This is a genomic window from Sphingomonas sp. AX6 (genome assembly GCF_902506605.1).
GTDB lineage: Bacteria > Pseudomonadota > Alphaproteobacteria > Sphingomonadales > Sphingomonadaceae > Sphingomonas.
Genome location: NZ_LR733979.1, coordinates 1,610,087 through 1,625,331 on the forward strand (window position 1 = coordinate 1,610,087; position 15,245 = coordinate 1,625,331).

Below are 15,245 nucleotides of genomic sequence, written 5' to 3' on the forward strand. Positions count from 1 at the left end.
GTGGACGGGGAATCGCGCGCACTGCTGGGGTTCGACAGCGCGGTGCTGCCGCCTGCGCAGCGGTTCGACGCCTATCGCACGCTCTATTCGCCCGGATCCGATGCCCGCGCGACGGGGCCGGAGTTCGCGGTGGCGCTGCGCGTCTGGCGGCTCGATCGGTCGCTGCTCTACGACCGCCGGCTGGTCGATGTCGCGCATAGCCGCAATGCCGCGCGTGCCGACCGGGATGCGATCGATCATTTCACGCTGACGCTGGTGTTGAGCGGCGAATTCCACGCCGATACGGGCAGCGGGTATCGCCGCATTGCGCCCGGCGAAATCCTGATGTTCGACATGCTGCGGCCGATGGGCAATCGCGCGCCCGACGCCCATGTGCTGACGATGAGCCTGGCGCGCGCCGCCGTGATCGCGGCGAGCGGCGGGACCGACGGGTGGCACGGCCATGTGATTGCGCAGGATCGCGGTTTCCTGCTCGCCGATCACATCGCGTCGCTGGCCCGGCACGGCGCGTTGCTGTCGCCTGCATCGCTTATGGCGATCGGTCGGGTGACCGTCGACCTGCTGGGGGTGGCGCTGACCCCGGCCCCCTGGCGAGAACCGCTGGACCATGATCGCATCCAGACCGAACGGCGCGACCGGGTGCGCGCGCTGATCGCCGAGCGGCTGGCCGACCCGATGCTCGGCCCCGACCTGCTGGTCGACCGCTTCAACCTGTCGCGCGCCACCCTGTATCGCGATTTCGCGCCTTGGGGCGGCCTTGCCCGCTACATCCGCGATCAGCGGCTGGAACGGCTGCGCGAGAGGCTGTCGGCAGGCGACCCCCGATCGATCGCGGTGGTCGCGGAAAGCGTCGGGCTGGATCACGAAGGCCGTGCGAGCGACGCATTCCGCCAGAGATTCGGTCAGCGGCCCGGCGCCTATCGCCGGATGGTCGCCACCGAAAGCGCGCTCGATGGCGCGTATCGCCGCATGAACGAATGGCAAAGCGAGCTGCGCTGACCAGCGGCTGTCAAGGAACCTCAAAGGGGGCTCGATCATTGGCTAGACTGACACGAACCATCGCATGGAGACCATGATGCGCGCACTCGCCTCTGCCACCGCCCTTGCCGCCAGCCTGGCGCTGTTGTCCGCCTGTTCCAGCGAACCCGCCAACGACACGGTGACCGCCGACAACATGCTCGACAATATGCTGGCCGAAATGCCAGCCGAGGGTGGCGCAACGACGGTCACGGCCCAGATCCGCACCGCTGACGGCACCCAGGTCGGAACGGCAAACGCGGTCGAGGCCGATGGCGCGATCCAGGTCACGGTCAACGGCACCGGGATGCCGCCGGGCGAGCGCGGCTTCCATATTCATCAGGTCGGCGCCTGCGACGGCCCCGATTTCCAGACCGCGGGTGGCCACTGGAACCCGACCAATGCCCAGCACGGCACCGACAACCCCAACGGTCCGCACGCCGGCGACATGCCCAATCTGACGGTCGCCGCCGATGGCACTGCCAGCACCAGCTTCACGCTGCCCGCGGGCAGCTTTGCCGGGCTGATGGACGGCGATGGCTCCGCGATCGTCGTGCATGAGGGGCCGGACGACATGCGGACCGATCCGTCGGGCGACAGCGGCGCGCGGATCGCGTGCGGTATCTTTGCCGCCGGGTAACGGCGCGGCCATGACGACGCCGATGGGAAATTGATGGCCGACCGTTCGATCCTGTTCGTCTGTCTGGGCAATATCTGCCGTTCGCCGCTTGCCGAAGCGGCGTTTCGGCAGGAAGCCGAAGCGCGGGACATGTCGATCGAGGTCGCATCGGCGGGCACAGGCGACTGGCATGTCGGCTTGGGTGCCGACCCGCGTACGGTGGCCTGCGCCCAGCGCAACGGCATCGACCTGAACGGGCACCGTGCGCAGCAGGTGAAGCCCGAACATTTCCACCGCTTCGACCATATCGTCGCGCTCGACCGACAGAATTTGCGTGACCTGAAGGCGCTGGCTCCCGCCGATACGAAGGCTAGCGTCTCGCTCCTGCTTGACCATGTTCCAGGGCGCGCGGGCGAGAGCGTCGCCGACCCCTATCACGGCGATGCACGGGATTTCGACCTGGCCTGGCGCGATGTGAGCGCAGGCGCGGTTGCGCTCGTGGCCGAACTGGCGCGTGCCGACTCCTCCACTGATTGACAAGGGTAAGACACCGTCCCACATCATTGGGTGACAAGGAGAAAGCACATGGCAAAAAAGGGCGGCAAGTCGAAGGACAAGGGCGAAAAAGCGGGCTTCACTTTTGCCGGGATCGACATCCCTGCGGCACTGAAGGGAAGCGGCGTAACGGTCGACAACCTGACCAAGCACCCGCTGGTTGCCGGTCTGGCCGCGATGGCGCTCGAATCGCTCGCCGGACAGATTCGCGCCAAGACCGCCGCAGCCAGCGTCGCGACCCCGACCCCCCAACCTGCGCCCAAGCCTGCACCTGCGAAAAAGCGCGCGGCACCAAAACCGGTAGCGAAGAAGCCCGTCGCAAAAAAGGCTCCGGCCAAGACCGCGGCCGCGAAGAACCCTGCGGCAAAGAAACCAGCGGCTAAAAAGCCTGCGGCCAAACCGTCGCCGCCTGCACCCAAACCCGTCGCCTGACCGGCCCGATCGGGCGATGGGCGCGATCGAGATCATCGGGCTCGCCGCCAGCGTCAGCCTGCTGGCCGGGTGGCGGTTCTATTTTACCGTGGCAGTTGTCGGGCTGGCGATGCGAACCGGCTGGGTCGATCTCCCGCATCAGCTTTCGGCGTTGGACGCGCTGGCCAACCCATGGGTGATCGGCATCGCCGCACTGGGCGCGCTGGCGGAATTCTTTGCCGACAAGATTGCCTGGCTCGACACTCTGTGGGACGCGGTCCACACCTTCATCCGCCCGGTTGGTGGCGCGCTGTTGGCGTTGGCGATCGTCGATCCCGGCGACCCGGCCTGGCAAGTGATCGCGTTCCTTTTGGGCGGCGGCGCATCGCTGATGACCCACGGCGCAAAGGCCGGAACGCGCGCGATGGTCAACACCAGCCCGGAGCCGTTTAGCAACGTCATGGTATCGACCGGCGAAGATGTCGCAACCGGCGGATTGTTATTGCTCGCGCTCGCCAATCCGGTGGCGGCGGTGGTGATCGCGGTGCTGGCGCTGACGGCGACGATCCTGTCGCTGGTCCTGATCCGGCGCGCGCTGGGGCGGGTGTTCGGGGGCAAGCGGGTGAACGAACCGGGCTTTCCTGCCCCGCCTGCACGCTGACAAACGCGCTTACTTGCGCAGGCGCATCCCCATCACCTTTTCCCTGCGAAAAAACCGCGCAGCAATTCCCCCGCCTCGCCTTCCAATATTCCGCCATACACCTCCGGCCGGTGATGGCAGGTGGGTTGGGTGAAGAAGCGCGGCCCGTGTTCCACCGCGCCGCCCTTGGGATCGCTGGCCCCGTAATAGAGCCGCGCGATACGGGCATGGGCGATCGCGCCTGCGCACATCGCGCACGGCTCCAGCGTCACGAACAGGTCGCATCCCTCCAGCCGGTCACTGCCCAGCGCTGCCGCGGCGGCGCGGATCGCCACGATTTCGGCGTGGGCCGTCGGGTCGTGCGTCGTACGCGGCGCATTGGCACCGCGCCCGACGACCACGCCGTCCCTCACCACCACCGCGCCGACGGGCACCTCTCCCACCGCCGCAGCCGCGTGCGCGTCGTCGAGGGCGAGCCGCATCCAGGGCGGCAGTGGATGGACAATCGGGGTGGGAGCATGAGTCACCCGTCCGCTGTCGCCCAGCGAACGGGTGAGTGCAACCATATCGGGGGCGCGATTACTGCGCGGGCGCGGGTGCCGGGGCAGCCTTTTCGACTTGGAGCGTCGGCACTTCGACGGTCTTGTTCGTGGTGGTCACATCGACCCGGCCGACATCGACGTCGAATTTGGGCGCTTGTCCGCCCTCGATCTTGACCGACGGCAATTGCGCCGCACGTTCCTGATCGAAACTGATCATGCCCAGCGACAGCAGCACGATGACGATCAGCGCCACGATGCCGAGCAATATGAGGATTCCACGCATGGACTGAAAACTCCCTTTCTCGATTCGCGTGTTGATCCACTCGAATCGCTGCCGTAATAACGTGATGCGGACGCCAGGGTTGCACGGTTGAGCGGCAGAATCGGTTGACGGCACAGTCCGCACCGGTTATCCGCCCGCACTTTCCAGGGGTCGATTGCGACCCCGCACACGCGAAAAGCCAGGAATTAACCGATGTCGCGCATTTGCGAACTGACCGGCAAGGGCCGGCTGGTGGGGAACAATGTTTCCCACGCCAACAACAAGACCAAGCGTACTTTCCTGCCGAATCTGCAGAATGTCACGCTGATGTCGGAATCGCTCGAAAAGAGCGTGCGTCTGCGCGTATCGACGCACGGCCTGCGTTCGGTCGAACATAATGGTGGCCTCGACAACTGGCTGGTCAAGACCAGCGACGACGATCTGTCGCTGCGCGCACGCCGCCTGAAGCGCGACGTCCGCAAGAAGCTTGCCGAAAACGCTGCCTGATTCGCAGATGGGCTGGCGCTGACGCGACAGCCTTTCCTTTTCGAATTGCAGTGACGACGACCCTGCCATGCCCCGTGCATGGCGGGGTCGTTGTCGTTACAGCCGCTTCGCATCACTCGACCTAGTCGATCAGGCGGAATTTCAGCAGCAAGCTGCGTTGCGGCCATTGCAGATTGTCGTCGGTCGCCAACCAGATGATCGTATCGTCGCCCTCGGAGGCTACCGATACCGCTTCGAAATTGTCGCGCCCGAAGCCCGACCATAGTGCGCCACCGAACCGCGCGACTATCCGACCACCGACTACCTCGCCGGACCGGATCTCTGCCGGGTCCAGGATCGTAATCACCGCCTCGAACCCATCGGGCCAGACAACCCGGCGATTTACGACGATGATCCTGTCATCGGGCAGCGCGTCGGCCGCGGTCGCCCTGAAGCCGGTCGGCGGACGATAGAAGAAGCGTAACGTGCGCGCACGCGGATCGACGGGATCGCGGTCGAACGTCACCGCGCGATAGGTTGCCTCCGGTGCGCCCCGACGCGCCGATTCGGAGAGCACGACAAATCGGCCATCGGACAGCCGCGCCATCGCTTCGGGGCCACCGCTGCGCGACCAGCGACGCATGGCGGGCGGTCGTTGCTGCCCGGTGGCGCGCGTCAGGGTCTCATCATAGCGCCAGATCGCATTGGCGCTTTCATAAGCCACCCAATGCGTGCCGGTATCGGGATCGACAACGATGGACTCGCTATCGCGGTCGCGCTTTTCCCAGCCCGTGCGCGGTCCTTGCGTCAGATCGCCGAACGACGCTTCGCGAATGCGCCAATCGTCGCCCATCGTAAATCGCACGACCGCCCCGCCATCGCTGAGCAGCAGGAACCGATCATCCTCGACATGCAGTCCCGAAAATCCCCCGAATGCGGGATCCGGACTCTTCAGCGCGACACCGCCGAGATATTCGAGCGCGCCGATTCGCTTCTGCGCCTGATCGGCGGCCAGTTGCGTCAGGTGGCGGACGTCGATCCGCGCATCGCGCGTCAACAATGGCAGGCGTTCTGCCCCCGACCAGCCGGGAACCAGCGACAAAATCAGAAAGGGAGACAACCACGCACGCCGCATCGCAGCCCCCTTAGCGGCAAAAACGAATGTGAACCGAAAATAACCGACGCATTCAGCATCGGCTCAAAGCGACTCGGCCATAAAGCCTCTTGTCGACACCGGGTGGGCCCGGCGCCGGCACGAAATCGAAACGTGAAAAACGAGGAGATATAACATGTTGAACAAGCTCACGCTCGTTGGCGCCGCGTTCGCGATGGGTGCCACTGCGCTCGCCGTACCGGCTGCACCGGCTCAGGCCGCAAGCTTCACCGCAATGTCCAGCGCGGCCAGCTATGGTGACTATGACCAACGCTATCGTGGCGACCGTCGTTACAACAACCGGAATTACCGGAACGAACGCCGCTACCAGAACAACCAGCGCTGCAAGGACGGCGACGGTGGCACCGTGATCGGTGCAGTCGCAGGCGGCCTCCTGGGCAACCAGGTCGCAGGCCGCGGTGACCGCCTGGTCGGCACCGTACTCGGCGGTGCCGTGGGTGCCCTGGCCGGTCGTGCCATCGACCGCAGCGACCCGCCGCGTGGCTGCCGCCGCAGCCGCTAAGGCGCACAGAGCTTCCTTCGTGTAGCGTATCCGAAGGCGGGAAGGCCGGTCTCCGAAAGGAGGCCGGTCTTTTCCGTTGGGGCGAAGGCGCGGCCACCACCGCGCCGATGCCAAGCGAAGAAGGCATCGCCCCAACCGGCCGACGGGCGGGCGTCAGCCCGACCCGTTCGACGTCATGGACGGCGGCTTTGCCGCCGGCCGAATTGGGGGGGATGCATTCTTCTCCCGTCACCCCAGCGAAAGCTGGGGTATCAGGCCGCAAGTGCAACGCTCAAGCCGCATGAGATGCCAGCCTTCGCTGGCATGACGTGTTGGGGGCAAGCGAGGGGATGAGGGGAGACAAGGGGTGCCCCGCTTCAGGCCGACGGCAAAGCCGCCGTCCATGACGTCGAACGGGTTCGGCTTGCGCCGACCCATCGGCCGTGCCGGGCGCTGCGCTTCGCGCACCGGCGCGGTCGTGGCCGCGCCTGCGCCCGTCAGTACATATGCTGCCCACCATTGATCGACAGCGTAGACCCCGTCACGAACCCGCCCTCGTCCGAGCACAGGAACGCAACCCCGCGCGCGATCTCGTTCGCCTGACCCAGCCGTCCGACCGGAATCTTCGCAACGATCTTTTCGAGAACATCGGCAGGCACCGCCGCCACCATGTCGGTATCGATATAACCCGGCGCGATCGCGTTGACCGTCACCCCTGCGCGCGCGCCTTCCTGTGCCAGCGCCTTGGTAAAGCCGTGGATGCCGCTTTTCGCCGCAGCGTAATTGACCTGGCCATATTGCCCGGCCTGACCGTTGATCGATCCGATATTGACGATCCGACCCCATTTGCGCTCGCGCATGCCGGGGAAGACGGCCTTGGCGGTGTTGAAACAGCCGCCCAGATTGGTGTCCATGACCTCTTTCCACATCTGATAGGTCATTTTCAGGATCGTGCCGTCGCGCGTGATGCCCGCATTGTTGACCAGCACGTCGACCGGCCCGAGTTCTTCCGCGATCTTCGCGATGCCAGTCTGGCAGGCCTCGTAGTCGGCGACGTCGAACTTGTACGCCTTAATGCCCGTACGGTCGGTGAACTCGGCAGCGCGCTGGTCGTTGCCCGCATAGTTGGCGGCCACGGTCATGCCCATGTCGCGCAGCGCCAGGCTGATCGCCTCTCCGATTCCGCGCGTTCCTCCGGTGACGATTGCGACGCGTGCCATATGCCTCTCCTTTTATATTCTGGTTGGTTCGACTGTCAGGCTAGGTAACCTACAGCCAGCCCGCAAGCTCCCTGCGCAGCAAAGATTGCAGCATCGCGACACCGGGCGGGTCGGCGTTCAGGCAATTGAGATAGGCGAAATGCGTGCCGCCAGCGCCGATAAAGCTTTCGCGCCCGCGGATCGCAATCTCCTCCAGCGTCTCCAGACAGTCGGAGGAAAATCCGGGTGCGACCAGCGCGACTTTCTTCACGCCCTCGCCCGGCAAGCCTTCCAACGTCGTGTCGGTCGCCGGACCAAGCCATTTGGCGGGGCCGAAACGCGATTGGAAGGCAACCCGCAGCGGACGACCCAATGCTTCGCCCAGCAACCGTGCGGTTTTCTGGCAATGGCAATGATAGGGATCGCCCAGCGCCAGTGTCCGCTGAGGCATCCCGTGGAAGGTGGCGAGCAACAGGTCGGGCTCGAAATCGAGCGCGGCGAGCTGCGTCTCCACCGATGTCGTCAGTGCAGCAATATAGGTCGGGTCATCATGATAGGGCGGCAGCGTACGGATCGCGGGTTGCCAGCGCATAGTCGCCAGATGTGCGAACGCCTTGTCATTGGCGGTCGCCGTCGTCGCCGCGCAATATTGCGGATATAGCGGCGCGATCAGGATGCGTTCGCACCCGGCATCCTTCATCGCCTGCAACCGCGTGGGGATCGACGGATTGCCATAGCGCATCGCCCAATCGACCATGACGCCCTCACCGAACGCGCCTTGCAGCGCATCCGATTGCGCCCGTGTGATTGCAGCGAGCGGCGAGCCGTCTTTGGACCAAACCTGACTGTAAGCATGGGCCGACTTCTTAGGACGCGTGTTCAGGATAATACCGCGCAGGATCGGCTGCCAAGCGATCGGCGGAATCTCGACGACGCGGCGGTCGGACAGGAATTCGCCCAGATACCGCTTCACTGACTTCGCATCAGGCGCATCGGGCGTACCGAGGTTGATAAGCAACACCCCCACCTTGCGCGGCGGAATCGGCGGATGATCGGCTGGGGTCACAATGTCGGTTCCTGAAGCGGGAGGCGGCGGCTGCGGCGTCCGGTGGCGGCGAACAGCGCGTTGGCGATAGCGGGGCCGACGACCGGCACCGCGACTTCGCTCGCACCACCCGGATCGGCATCGCTGCGGATCAACTCGACGCTGATTTCGGGTGTCTGTCCCAAACGCGCCAGATTCATGCTGCGGAAATTCCGCACATCGGCCAGCCCGTCGGTGAAGCCGGTCGAGGCCCCCAGCGCCGCCGCCATACCGTATAGCAGCCCACCCTCGATCTGTTGCTCGACCAGATCGGGATTGATTAGCCGCCCGCAATCGACCGCCGCGACCAGGCGATCGACGACCACACGCCCGCCCTCTCGTCTAGCCTCTGCCATCAGCGCGATGTGCGATCCGCGAAAGCTGTGCGCAGCGATCCCCTGGGCGGTGCCAGGCAAGCCGCCCTGCCAGCCGCCAAGCGACGCGACCGCCGACAAGCAACGGGCGAGGCGCGGCTGGCCGCCGAGCATCGCGATGCGAAAGGACAGCGGCTCGACATTGGCTTCGCGCGCCAGTTCGTCGAGAAAGGATTCGGTGAAGAACACGGTGTAGGCATGTGCGCCCGACCGCCAGTAACCGGTCGGAACGCCTAGCGCGGCGGGATGGTGATCGACCGCATAATGCGGGATGCCATAGATCGGCTCCGCGCCCGCCACTGCGGTGCGGTCGCCGCCCCCGCCCGGCAATTTCTGTGCGAGCGCCACCGCCGCATCGCCCGATAACAGCCGCTGCGACAATTCTCGCCCCGATTGCGGCGCGGCGATGCGCGCGAACCATCCGCTGACAGTGCCATTGGGCGCCAGCCGCGCCGACATCCGTGCGGCCGCTGCCGGGCGATAGCGGTCGTGCAGGCAATCCTCGGCCCGCGACCAGGTGAGTTGGACCGGGCGCTCCAGCTTGCGTGCCAGCACCGCGACCTGCTCGATGACCAGCGTTTCCAGCCGCGCACCAAACGATCCGCCGATCTGCATGGGGTGAACAACGACTGCGGTCTCATCGATCCCCAGCACGCGCGCCGCCGCTGACCGGGCCAGCCCGGGGGCCTGGGTCGGTGCCCATATCGACAGCCGCCCGCCCCGCCATTCGGCAGTCGCGGTGGTCGGCTCCAGCGGGGCGTGAAGCGCAAGGCCAGAGCGATATTCAGCGGCGACAACTTTAGCGCCAGAGAAATGCTCGGCGAGTTCGCCCGCACTTGCCATCCGCTGCCCTTCGCCATCGAGCGCGGTGGTCAACGCCGCGTCGATCGACGCGCTGGTCGGCCCTCCACGCACTTCGAACCGGGGACGAAGCGCATCGAGCGCCTGTTCGGCGGCCCACCAGTTATCGGCAATCGCCGCGACCCAGCGCGGGTTCTCGACGATGTGCATCACCCCGCGCACCCCGTCGGCAGCGGCGCGATCGACCCCGACCAGCCGCGCGTCGCCCGGAGGGGCCTGACGGATCGCGGCGAAGACCATGTTCGGCAGGCGGATGTCGCCCGCGAAATTGGCGCTGCCATCGACCTTTGCAGGCGCGTCGAGCCGGGTCAGCGGCGCGCCCTCGGGCGCGGCGGCACCGGCATCGCGTAAGGGTAACAGGTCGGGCAGGCTTTCCTGCGCCGCTTCCGCCGCCAGTTCGGCGAAGCGCAATCGCTTGTCGTCATGGACCACGAAACCCTCGGACGTCGCGCATGCCTGCCAATCGACGCCCCAGCGCGCCGCCGCCGCTTTGCACAACAAGGTCCGCGCCGCCGCGCCCGCTTCGCGAAGCTTCGGCTCGAACATGCGGATCGAGGTGGAACCCGCGGTCAGCATCCACGCCGCGCGTTCGGCATGGCCGCGGCGGATCGCGTCGGGAATGCCGCCCAGTGCATCCTCGAACAGCACATCGGCGGCCAGCGTATTGGCGTAAAGCGGGTTGATCGGCGCGGCTTCCACCGCCACCGTCCGCCAGTCCGCACCCAGTTCCTCGGCGACAATTTGAGGAAGCGCGGTGTAAACGCCCTGCCCGGCCTCTGCCTGCGGCACGGCGATCGTCACCTGGCCGTTTTCGCCGATTTTGAGCCACGCGCCGAAGATCGTCTCGCCGGGTGCTGCCGACAGGTTGACCCCGTAGGACCTGGGCCAAACCGCCCAGGCGACCAGCAGCCCTGCACCCGCCCCGCCCGCGACGAGCAAAGATCGGCGATTGATGCGGATGGTCTTCTTCTCGTCGGTCGCCGCCATGACGGCTGCTCTATCGCGGCGGTAGGCGACGCGCCAGCGGGTTTGCAGGCTGGCCGCACCTATCGCTTGGGTTTGCGCGCCACCTTGCTTATTGAGGGCGCGTATTTTTCCTTGGGGGAGCCCCGCGCACGTGATCCTGACGACCCTTGCCGCATCCGGCGTTGCCGCCGCTGCCGGTGGCCATCTCCAGTTCGCCGATCTCGGCCTCGATCCGGTGGCGCTCGACCTCGGCTTCTTTCAGCTGCGCTGGTACAGCCTGGCCTATATCGCGGGCATCTTCGTCGGCTGGTGGTATCTGCTGAAACTGCTCGATCAGCCCGGAGCGCCGATGGCGCGGCGTCACGCCGACGACCTCGTCTTCTATGCGACGCTCGGCATCATCCTGGGCGGTCGCGTCGGCTATATCCTGTTCTACGCGCCGGGCATCCTGCTCGATCCCATTCAAATCTTTCGATTGTGGGACGGCGGCATGTCGTTCCATGGAGGCGTCATCGGGGTGTCGCTGGGCATCCTCTACATGGCAAAAAAGAACGGACTAAACTGGCTACGCGTCCATGATTATGTCGCGTGCTGCGTGCCGTTCGGGCTGCTGTTCGGGCGACTCGCCAATTTCATCAATGGCGAGCTGTGGGGCAAGCCGACCGATGTCGCCTGGGGCATCGTCTTCCCCCGCACGGTCGCGGGCGGGCTCGATCCGGCGCGTCACCCCAGCCAGCTCTATGAGGCTGCGCTTGAGGGCATCGTGCTGCTCGCCGTACTCGGTTACATGTTCTGGCGGACCAAGGCGCGCTACGAACCGGGCAAACTCGTCGGCACCTTCCTGCTCGGCTACGGCCTGTCGCGCTTCGTCGTCGAATTTTTCCGCGAGCCCGATTCGCAATTTGCGGGCACGTTTTTCGAGAACGTCCTGCACATGGGCCAGGTACTGACGCTGCCGATGATCTTCGGCGGGCTTTATCTGATGCTGACCGCAAAGCGCCGCCGCGAGCGAGTCGAACCGTTCGCCGGCACCGAAAGTGTCGCCTGAAGCAAAGAGGCTGGCGCTTACCATCACACGCTGGGTGTTGCGGATCATCGCGGCGGCGCTGCTGGCGGTGTCGGTGCTCAGCCTGATCGAGGCCAATGAGTGGTGGATTCGCATCTGGGACTTTCCCCGGTTGCAGATTCTGGTCGCGATCCTGCTGGTGATGATTGCGCTGGGCTTTCTGGAGCGACGCGCGCGCATCTGGCTACTCGTGCCGCTGGCCATCGCCGCTGCGTGGCAGCTCTACCGCATCCATCCCTACACGCCGCTTGCTGCGACCGAGGTCGCATTCAGCGACGCGGTATCGCTGCCCGAGGATCAGTGTTTCTCGATCGTTTCGTTCAATGTGCTCCAGAGCAACCGGGACTATGACCGCACCCTGGCGATGCTCGGCCGCACCGATCCCGACATCCTGTTGCTGATGGAAACCGATGCGGGCTGGCAGGCGGCGCTGGAGCCGATCCTGTCGCGATACCCCTCCCGCCTCGATCGTCCGCTCGACAATACCTATGGCTTGATCTTCGCCACCCGGCTGCCGATGGCCGATGCGCGGATCGAGGACATTGCGGAGGCTGACACCCCGTCGGTCACCGCACGGCTGACCGCTGGCGCGCCGTTCCGCCTGATCGGCCTGCATCCCCGCCCGCCGCATCCGGGACAGGATACCGAGGAACGCGATGCGGAGATCGCCATCGCCGCAACCCGCGCTGCGCGCGATGCGCTGCCGGTGCTCGCCATCGGTGATTTCAACGACGTGGCGTGGTCGGACACGTCGCATTTGTTCAAACGGATCGGGGGGTATCTGGACCCGCGAATCGGACGCGGCACGTTTGCGACTTTCCCGGCGAACCTCCCCTGGCTCGCCTGGCCGCTCGACCATCTGTTCGTCACGCCGCAATTCACCGTGCGGACGATGCGCGTGATGGACGATGTCGGGTCGGACCATCGCCCGATCTATTCGGAGCTGTGCCTCGCGCCGCAGGACGGCGAGGCGCGCAATGCCCGCCCCGATGCCGTGACTGCCGAAGACCGCGAGGATGCGGGCGAGGTGATGAACGAATATCGCGAGGATCAGGCCGAAGAGGCACGCGGCGAGGACTGAGGCTCGACTTGCCCGGGGGGACCGCGTTAGGAGCGCGGACATGGCCGACGAAACCGAACGCCCCAACCCCACCGAACCCGCGCTTGCGGAACGCATTGCGCGTGCGATCACCCTGGCGGGTCCGATCTCGATCGCGCAGTTCATGGGCGCTGCCAACGCGCATTATTACGCGACCCGCGACCCGCTCGGCGCGCGCGGCGATTTCACCACCGCGCCAGAGGTAAGCCAGATGTTCGGTGAACTGATCGGCCTGGCGCTGGCCGATCAATGGCACCGCGCCGGCCAACCGCCCGCGCGCTACGTCGAACTCGGCCCCGGCCGCGGCACGCTCGCCGCCGATGCGCTCAGGGCGATGCGCGCGGCGGGGTTGGAGCCGCCCGTGCATTTCATCGAGACCAGCCCGACCCTGCGCGCCGAACAGGCAAAGCAGGTGCCGGATGCCGAGTTTCACGTCGATCTGGTCGGCCTGCCCGAGGACGGCGCGCTGATGGTCGTCGCCAACGAATTTTTCGACGCGCTGCCCATTCGCCAGCTGGTCAAGACCGAGGAGGGGTGGGTCGAGCGGCTGGTCGGATGTCAGGACACGTTGTTCCTGCCGATCACCGGCAAGACCGGATTCGACCCGATCGTCCCCGCTCATCTACGCGACGCCGAACCCGGATCGATCCTGGAAACCGCCCCCGCCGCGGTCGCGACCATGCGCGCGCTGGCCAAGCGGATCGTCGCGCAGGGCGGCTGCGCGCTGGTGATCGATTATGGCTACGAAGGCCCGGCGGTCGGCGATACGTTGCAAGCCGTGCGGGGCCATGAATATGCCAACCCGTTCGATACGCCGGGCGAACAGGACCTGACGGCGCATGTCGATTTCGCGACACTGGCGGAGGCAGCACGTGCCGAGGATGCGCAGGTGTTCGGCCCCGTTACGCAGCGCGATTTCCTCGGGCAATTGGGCATCGACGCGCGCACCGCCTCGCTCGCCAAGACCGCGCCCGAGCGCGCCGACGCGATGCTTGCCGATCGCAATCGGCTGGTCAGCGAAGAAGCGATGGGGACTTTGTTCAAGGTGATTGCGGCGACCGCCCCCGGCTGGCCTGCACCCGAAGGGTTCGCATGATGTATCGCGACGCCACGCCCGCCGATGCCGCCGCAATCGCCGAACTGGCCCGCGTTTCGTTTACCGAGACGTTCGGGCACCTCTACACCCCCGAAAACCTTGCCGCGTTCCTGACCAGTCACACCACTGAGGACTGGGCACGCGTGCTGGCCGACCCGGATGTCGCGGTGCGCGTCGCGGAGAACGACGGTGCGCTGATCGGCTATGCCCGAGTCGGTCCGCCGACACTGCCGATCGAGCCGCACGAACGGGCAGTGGAATTGCGGCAATTCTATCTGCTGAAGCCCTGGCATGGCGGCGGCCATGCCCAGACGCTGATGGATTGGGTGATCGCGACGGCGCGCGCCAATGGTGCCGACGCGTTGTTCCTGTCGGTGTTCGTCGACAATGTCCGCGCCCAGCGTTTCTATGCCCGTTATGGCTTCGAGGATGTGGGCCGCTATGCGTTCATGGTCGGCAGTCATGAGGATGAGGACCGGCTGATGCGGTTGGCGCTGTGAGCGAAATCGAGGTCTGGCGGGCCGACGCGCTAGCAGGGATCAAGCACGGCTTTCTGGGCCGCGTCGGCGGGGTTTCCGACGGCTTATGTTGGGGCCTGAATGCCGGGCTCGGATCACACGACAATCCCGCATCGGTCGCGGAGAATCGTCGTCTCGCGACTCAAGCGGTAGCGTCCGATGCGACGCTGGTCGGCCTGTATCAAATCCATTCGGCAGAGGTCGTGACGGTGACTGCGCCCTATGCCGATGCGGATCGCCCCCGCGCCGACGCTTTGGTGACCGATCGCCCGAGGATCGCACTCGGGATCGTCACAGCCGATTGCGCACCCGTGCTGTTCTCCGATCCGCACGCAGGCGTAATCGGCGCGGCGCATGCGGGCTGGAAAGGTGCGATCGGCGGCGTCACCGACGCGACCATCGCCGCGATGGAGGCGATGGGTGCGGACCGCGGCCGCATCGTAGCCGCGATCGGCCCGTGCATCGCCCGCGCAAGCTACGAGGTGGACGAAGCATTCCGCGCGAGGTTCGCCGAAGAGGGCGGCGAGAACGACCGCTTCTTCGCCGATGGCAAAGCAGGTCATGCGTGGTTCGATCTTGAGGCCTATGTCGCGCACCGCCTCGCCGCCGCCGGCATTGGCCGCATCGAGACGCTGGGTCAGGATACCTATAGCCAACCCGGCCGCTTCTACAGCTATCGCCGCGCGACGCACCGCAGCGAGCCCGACTACGGCCGCCAGATCAGCCTGATCGCCCTATAACTCCTCCCCCATCGGGGGAGGTAGCGCGCGAAGCGCGACGGAGGGGGCGACCCAG

The 15,245-nt window shown here is 65.9% G+C and carries 18 protein-coding genes; 12 read left to right on the plus strand and 6 right to left on the minus strand.

From position 1 onward, the window contains the following. From ENHY17A_RS07810 to ENHY17A_RS07830, 5 genes are all read left to right on the plus strand, one after another. On the plus strand, window positions 1-999 hold the full coding sequence (locus ENHY17A_RS07810; protein ID WP_159711628.1) for a helix-turn-helix domain-containing protein: 999 nt from the start codon (window positions 1-3) through the stop codon (window positions 997-999). A 73-nt stretch (window positions 1,000-1,072) separates the two neighbouring features. Further along, the gene (locus ENHY17A_RS07815; protein ID WP_236547811.1) at window positions 1,073-1,657 is read left to right on the plus strand and encodes a superoxide dismutase family protein; all 585 of its coding nucleotides are present in this window, start codon (window positions 1,073-1,075) and stop codon (window positions 1,655-1,657) included. Between the two features lie 33 nt (window positions 1,658-1,690). Next, the gene (locus ENHY17A_RS07820) at window positions 1,691-2,173 is read left to right on the plus strand and encodes a low molecular weight protein-tyrosine-phosphatase (protein WP_159711630.1); all 483 of its coding nucleotides are present in this window, start codon (window positions 1,691-1,693) and stop codon (window positions 2,171-2,173) included. 48 nt (window positions 2,174-2,221) lie between these two features. Then, window positions 2,222-2,623 (plus strand): hypothetical protein, encoded by a 402-nt coding sequence (locus ENHY17A_RS07825; RefSeq protein WP_201296362.1) that lies wholly within the window; start codon window positions 2,222-2,224, stop codon window positions 2,621-2,623. 16 nt (window positions 2,624-2,639) lie between these two features. Beyond that, window positions 2,640-3,263 carry a DUF4126 domain-containing protein gene (locus ENHY17A_RS07830; protein ID WP_159711632.1) on the plus strand — a complete coding sequence of 208 codons (624 nt, stop codon included), beginning with the start codon at window positions 2,640-2,642 and terminating at the stop codon, window positions 3,261-3,263. Between the two features lie 32 nt (window positions 3,264-3,295). Here ENHY17A_RS07830 and ENHY17A_RS07835 read toward each other — a convergent pair whose 3' ends face one another. Both ENHY17A_RS07835 and ENHY17A_RS07840 read right to left on the minus strand, forming a co-directional pair. Beyond that, window positions 3,296-3,724, minus strand: coding sequence for a nucleoside deaminase (locus ENHY17A_RS07835; protein ID WP_159714318.1), 429 nt, complete (start codon window positions 3,722-3,724; stop codon window positions 3,296-3,298). Window positions 3,725-3,821: 97 nt separating this feature from the next. Further along, on the minus strand, window positions 3,822-4,067 hold the full coding sequence (locus ENHY17A_RS07840; RefSeq protein ID WP_159711634.1) for a hypothetical protein: 246 nt from the start codon (window positions 4,065-4,067) through the stop codon (window positions 3,822-3,824). Between the two features lie 192 nt (window positions 4,068-4,259). On the opposite strand from ENHY17A_RS07840, the gene rpmB reads away from it, so the two are divergent. Then, a complete protein-coding gene (rpmB, locus tag ENHY17A_RS07845) occupies window positions 4,260-4,553 on the plus strand; it encodes a 50S ribosomal protein L28 (protein WP_159711636.1) in 294 nt (97 codons plus the stop codon). Window positions 4,554-4,674: 121 nt separating this feature from the next. On the opposite strand, the gene ENHY17A_RS07850 is transcribed toward rpmB, so the two are convergent. Continuing rightward, the gene (locus ENHY17A_RS07850) at window positions 4,675-5,667 is read right to left on the minus strand and encodes an esterase-like activity of phytase family protein (RefSeq protein WP_159711638.1); all 993 of its coding nucleotides are present in this window, start codon (window positions 5,665-5,667) and stop codon (window positions 4,675-4,677) included. Between the two features lie 154 nt (window positions 5,668-5,821). Here ENHY17A_RS07850 and ENHY17A_RS07855 point away from each other — a divergent pair, with 154 nt between their 5' ends. Next, entirely contained in the window at window positions 5,822-6,208 is a 387-nt protein-coding gene (locus tag ENHY17A_RS07855; protein ID WP_159711640.1) for a glycine zipper 2TM domain-containing protein, read from the plus strand. 476 nt (window positions 6,209-6,684) lie between these two features. Here the strand turns inward: ENHY17A_RS07855 and phbB are convergent, their stop codons facing one another. Genes phbB through ENHY17A_RS07870 form a run of 3 tightly spaced genes read right to left on the minus strand, consistent with a single transcriptional unit; the run spans window position 6,685 to window position 10,692 of the window. Further along, on the minus strand, window positions 6,685-7,407 hold the full coding sequence (gene phbB / locus ENHY17A_RS07860) for an acetoacetyl-CoA reductase (protein ID WP_159711642.1): 723 nt from the start codon (window positions 7,405-7,407) through the stop codon (window positions 6,685-6,687). A 49-nt stretch (window positions 7,408-7,456) separates the two neighbouring features. Continuing rightward, entirely contained in the window at window positions 7,457-8,455 is a 999-nt protein-coding gene (gene hemH, locus ENHY17A_RS07865; RefSeq protein ID WP_159714320.1) for a ferrochelatase, read from the minus strand. Further along, the gene (locus tag ENHY17A_RS07870; protein ID WP_159711644.1) at window positions 8,449-10,692 is read right to left on the minus strand and encodes a xanthine dehydrogenase family protein molybdopterin-binding subunit; all 2,244 of its coding nucleotides are present in this window, start codon (window positions 10,690-10,692) and stop codon (window positions 8,449-8,451) included. Before ENHY17A_RS07870 ends, hemH begins: the two co-directional genes overlap by 7 nt. Window positions 10,693-10,822: 130 nt before the next feature. Between ENHY17A_RS07870 and lgt the strand changes: the two genes are divergently transcribed. From lgt to pgeF, 5 genes are read left to right on the plus strand one after another with little or no spacing between them, the layout of a single operon-like run. Beyond that, complete coding sequence (gene lgt / locus ENHY17A_RS07875; protein WP_159711646.1) at window positions 10,823-11,719, plus strand: prolipoprotein diacylglyceryl transferase; 897 nt, start codon at window positions 10,823-10,825, stop codon at window positions 11,717-11,719. Next, window positions 11,709-12,818, plus strand: a complete 1,110-nt coding sequence (locus ENHY17A_RS07880; RefSeq protein WP_159711648.1) for an endonuclease/exonuclease/phosphatase family protein — start codon at window positions 11,709-11,711, stop codon at window positions 12,816-12,818. The genes lgt and ENHY17A_RS07880 overlap by 11 nt, the downstream gene beginning before the upstream one ends. A gap of 40 nt (window positions 12,819-12,858) precedes the next feature. After that, window positions 12,859-13,932 (plus strand): class I SAM-dependent methyltransferase, encoded by a 1,074-nt coding sequence (locus ENHY17A_RS07885; RefSeq protein WP_159711650.1) that lies wholly within the window; start codon window positions 12,859-12,861, stop codon window positions 13,930-13,932. Continuing rightward, on the plus strand, window positions 13,929-14,432 hold the full coding sequence (locus ENHY17A_RS07890; protein WP_159711652.1) for a GNAT family N-acetyltransferase: 504 nt from the start codon (window positions 13,929-13,931) through the stop codon (window positions 14,430-14,432). The genes ENHY17A_RS07885 and ENHY17A_RS07890 overlap by 4 nt, the downstream gene beginning before the upstream one ends. Further along, window positions 14,429-15,190, plus strand: coding sequence for a peptidoglycan editing factor PgeF (gene pgeF, locus ENHY17A_RS07895; RefSeq protein WP_159711654.1), 762 nt, complete (start codon window positions 14,429-14,431; stop codon window positions 15,188-15,190). Before ENHY17A_RS07890 ends, pgeF begins: the two co-directional genes overlap by 4 nt. The last annotated feature ends 55 nt before the right edge of the window (window positions 15,191-15,245 follow it).

Coding starts and splice junctions, on each gene's coding strand:
- ENHY17A_RS07815 (WP_236547811.1), top strand. CDS start 1,073: ATGATGCGCGCACTCGCCTCTGCCACCGCCCTTGCCGCCAGCCTGGCG.
- ENHY17A_RS07820 (WP_159711630.1), top strand. CDS start 1,691: ATGGCCGACCGTTCGATCCTGTTCGTCTGTCTGGGCAATATCTGCCGT.
- ENHY17A_RS07825 (WP_201296362.1), top strand. CDS start 2,222: ATGGCAAAAAAGGGCGGCAAGTCGAAGGACAAGGGCGAAAAAGCGGGC.
- ENHY17A_RS07830 (WP_159711632.1), top strand. CDS start 2,640: ATGGGCGCGATCGAGATCATCGGGCTCGCCGCCAGCGTCAGCCTGCTG.
- ENHY17A_RS07835 (WP_159714318.1), bottom strand. CDS start 3,724: ATGCGGCTCGCCCTCGACGACGCGCACGCGGCTGCGGCGGTGGGAGAG.
- ENHY17A_RS07840 (WP_159711634.1), bottom strand. CDS start 4,067: ATGCGTGGAATCCTCATATTGCTCGGCATCGTGGCGCTGATCGTCATC.
- rpmB (WP_159711636.1), top strand. CDS start 4,260: ATGTCGCGCATTTGCGAACTGACCGGCAAGGGCCGGCTGGTGGGGAAC.
- ENHY17A_RS07850 (WP_159711638.1), bottom strand. CDS start 5,667: ATGCGGCGTGCGTGGTTGTCTCCCTTTCTGATTTTGTCGCTGGTTCCC.
- ENHY17A_RS07855 (WP_159711640.1), top strand. CDS start 5,822: ATGTTGAACAAGCTCACGCTCGTTGGCGCCGCGTTCGCGATGGGTGCC.
- phbB (WP_159711642.1), bottom strand. CDS start 7,407: ATGGCACGCGTCGCAATCGTCACCGGAGGAACGCGCGGAATCGGAGAG.
- ENHY17A_RS07870 (WP_159711644.1), bottom strand. CDS start 10,692: ATGGCGGCGACCGACGAGAAGAAGACCATCCGCATCAATCGCCGATCT.
- ENHY17A_RS07885 (WP_159711650.1), top strand. CDS start 12,859: ATGGCCGACGAAACCGAACGCCCCAACCCCACCGAACCCGCGCTTGCG.
- ENHY17A_RS07890 (WP_159711652.1), top strand. CDS start 13,929: ATGATGTATCGCGACGCCACGCCCGCCGATGCCGCCGCAATCGCCGAA.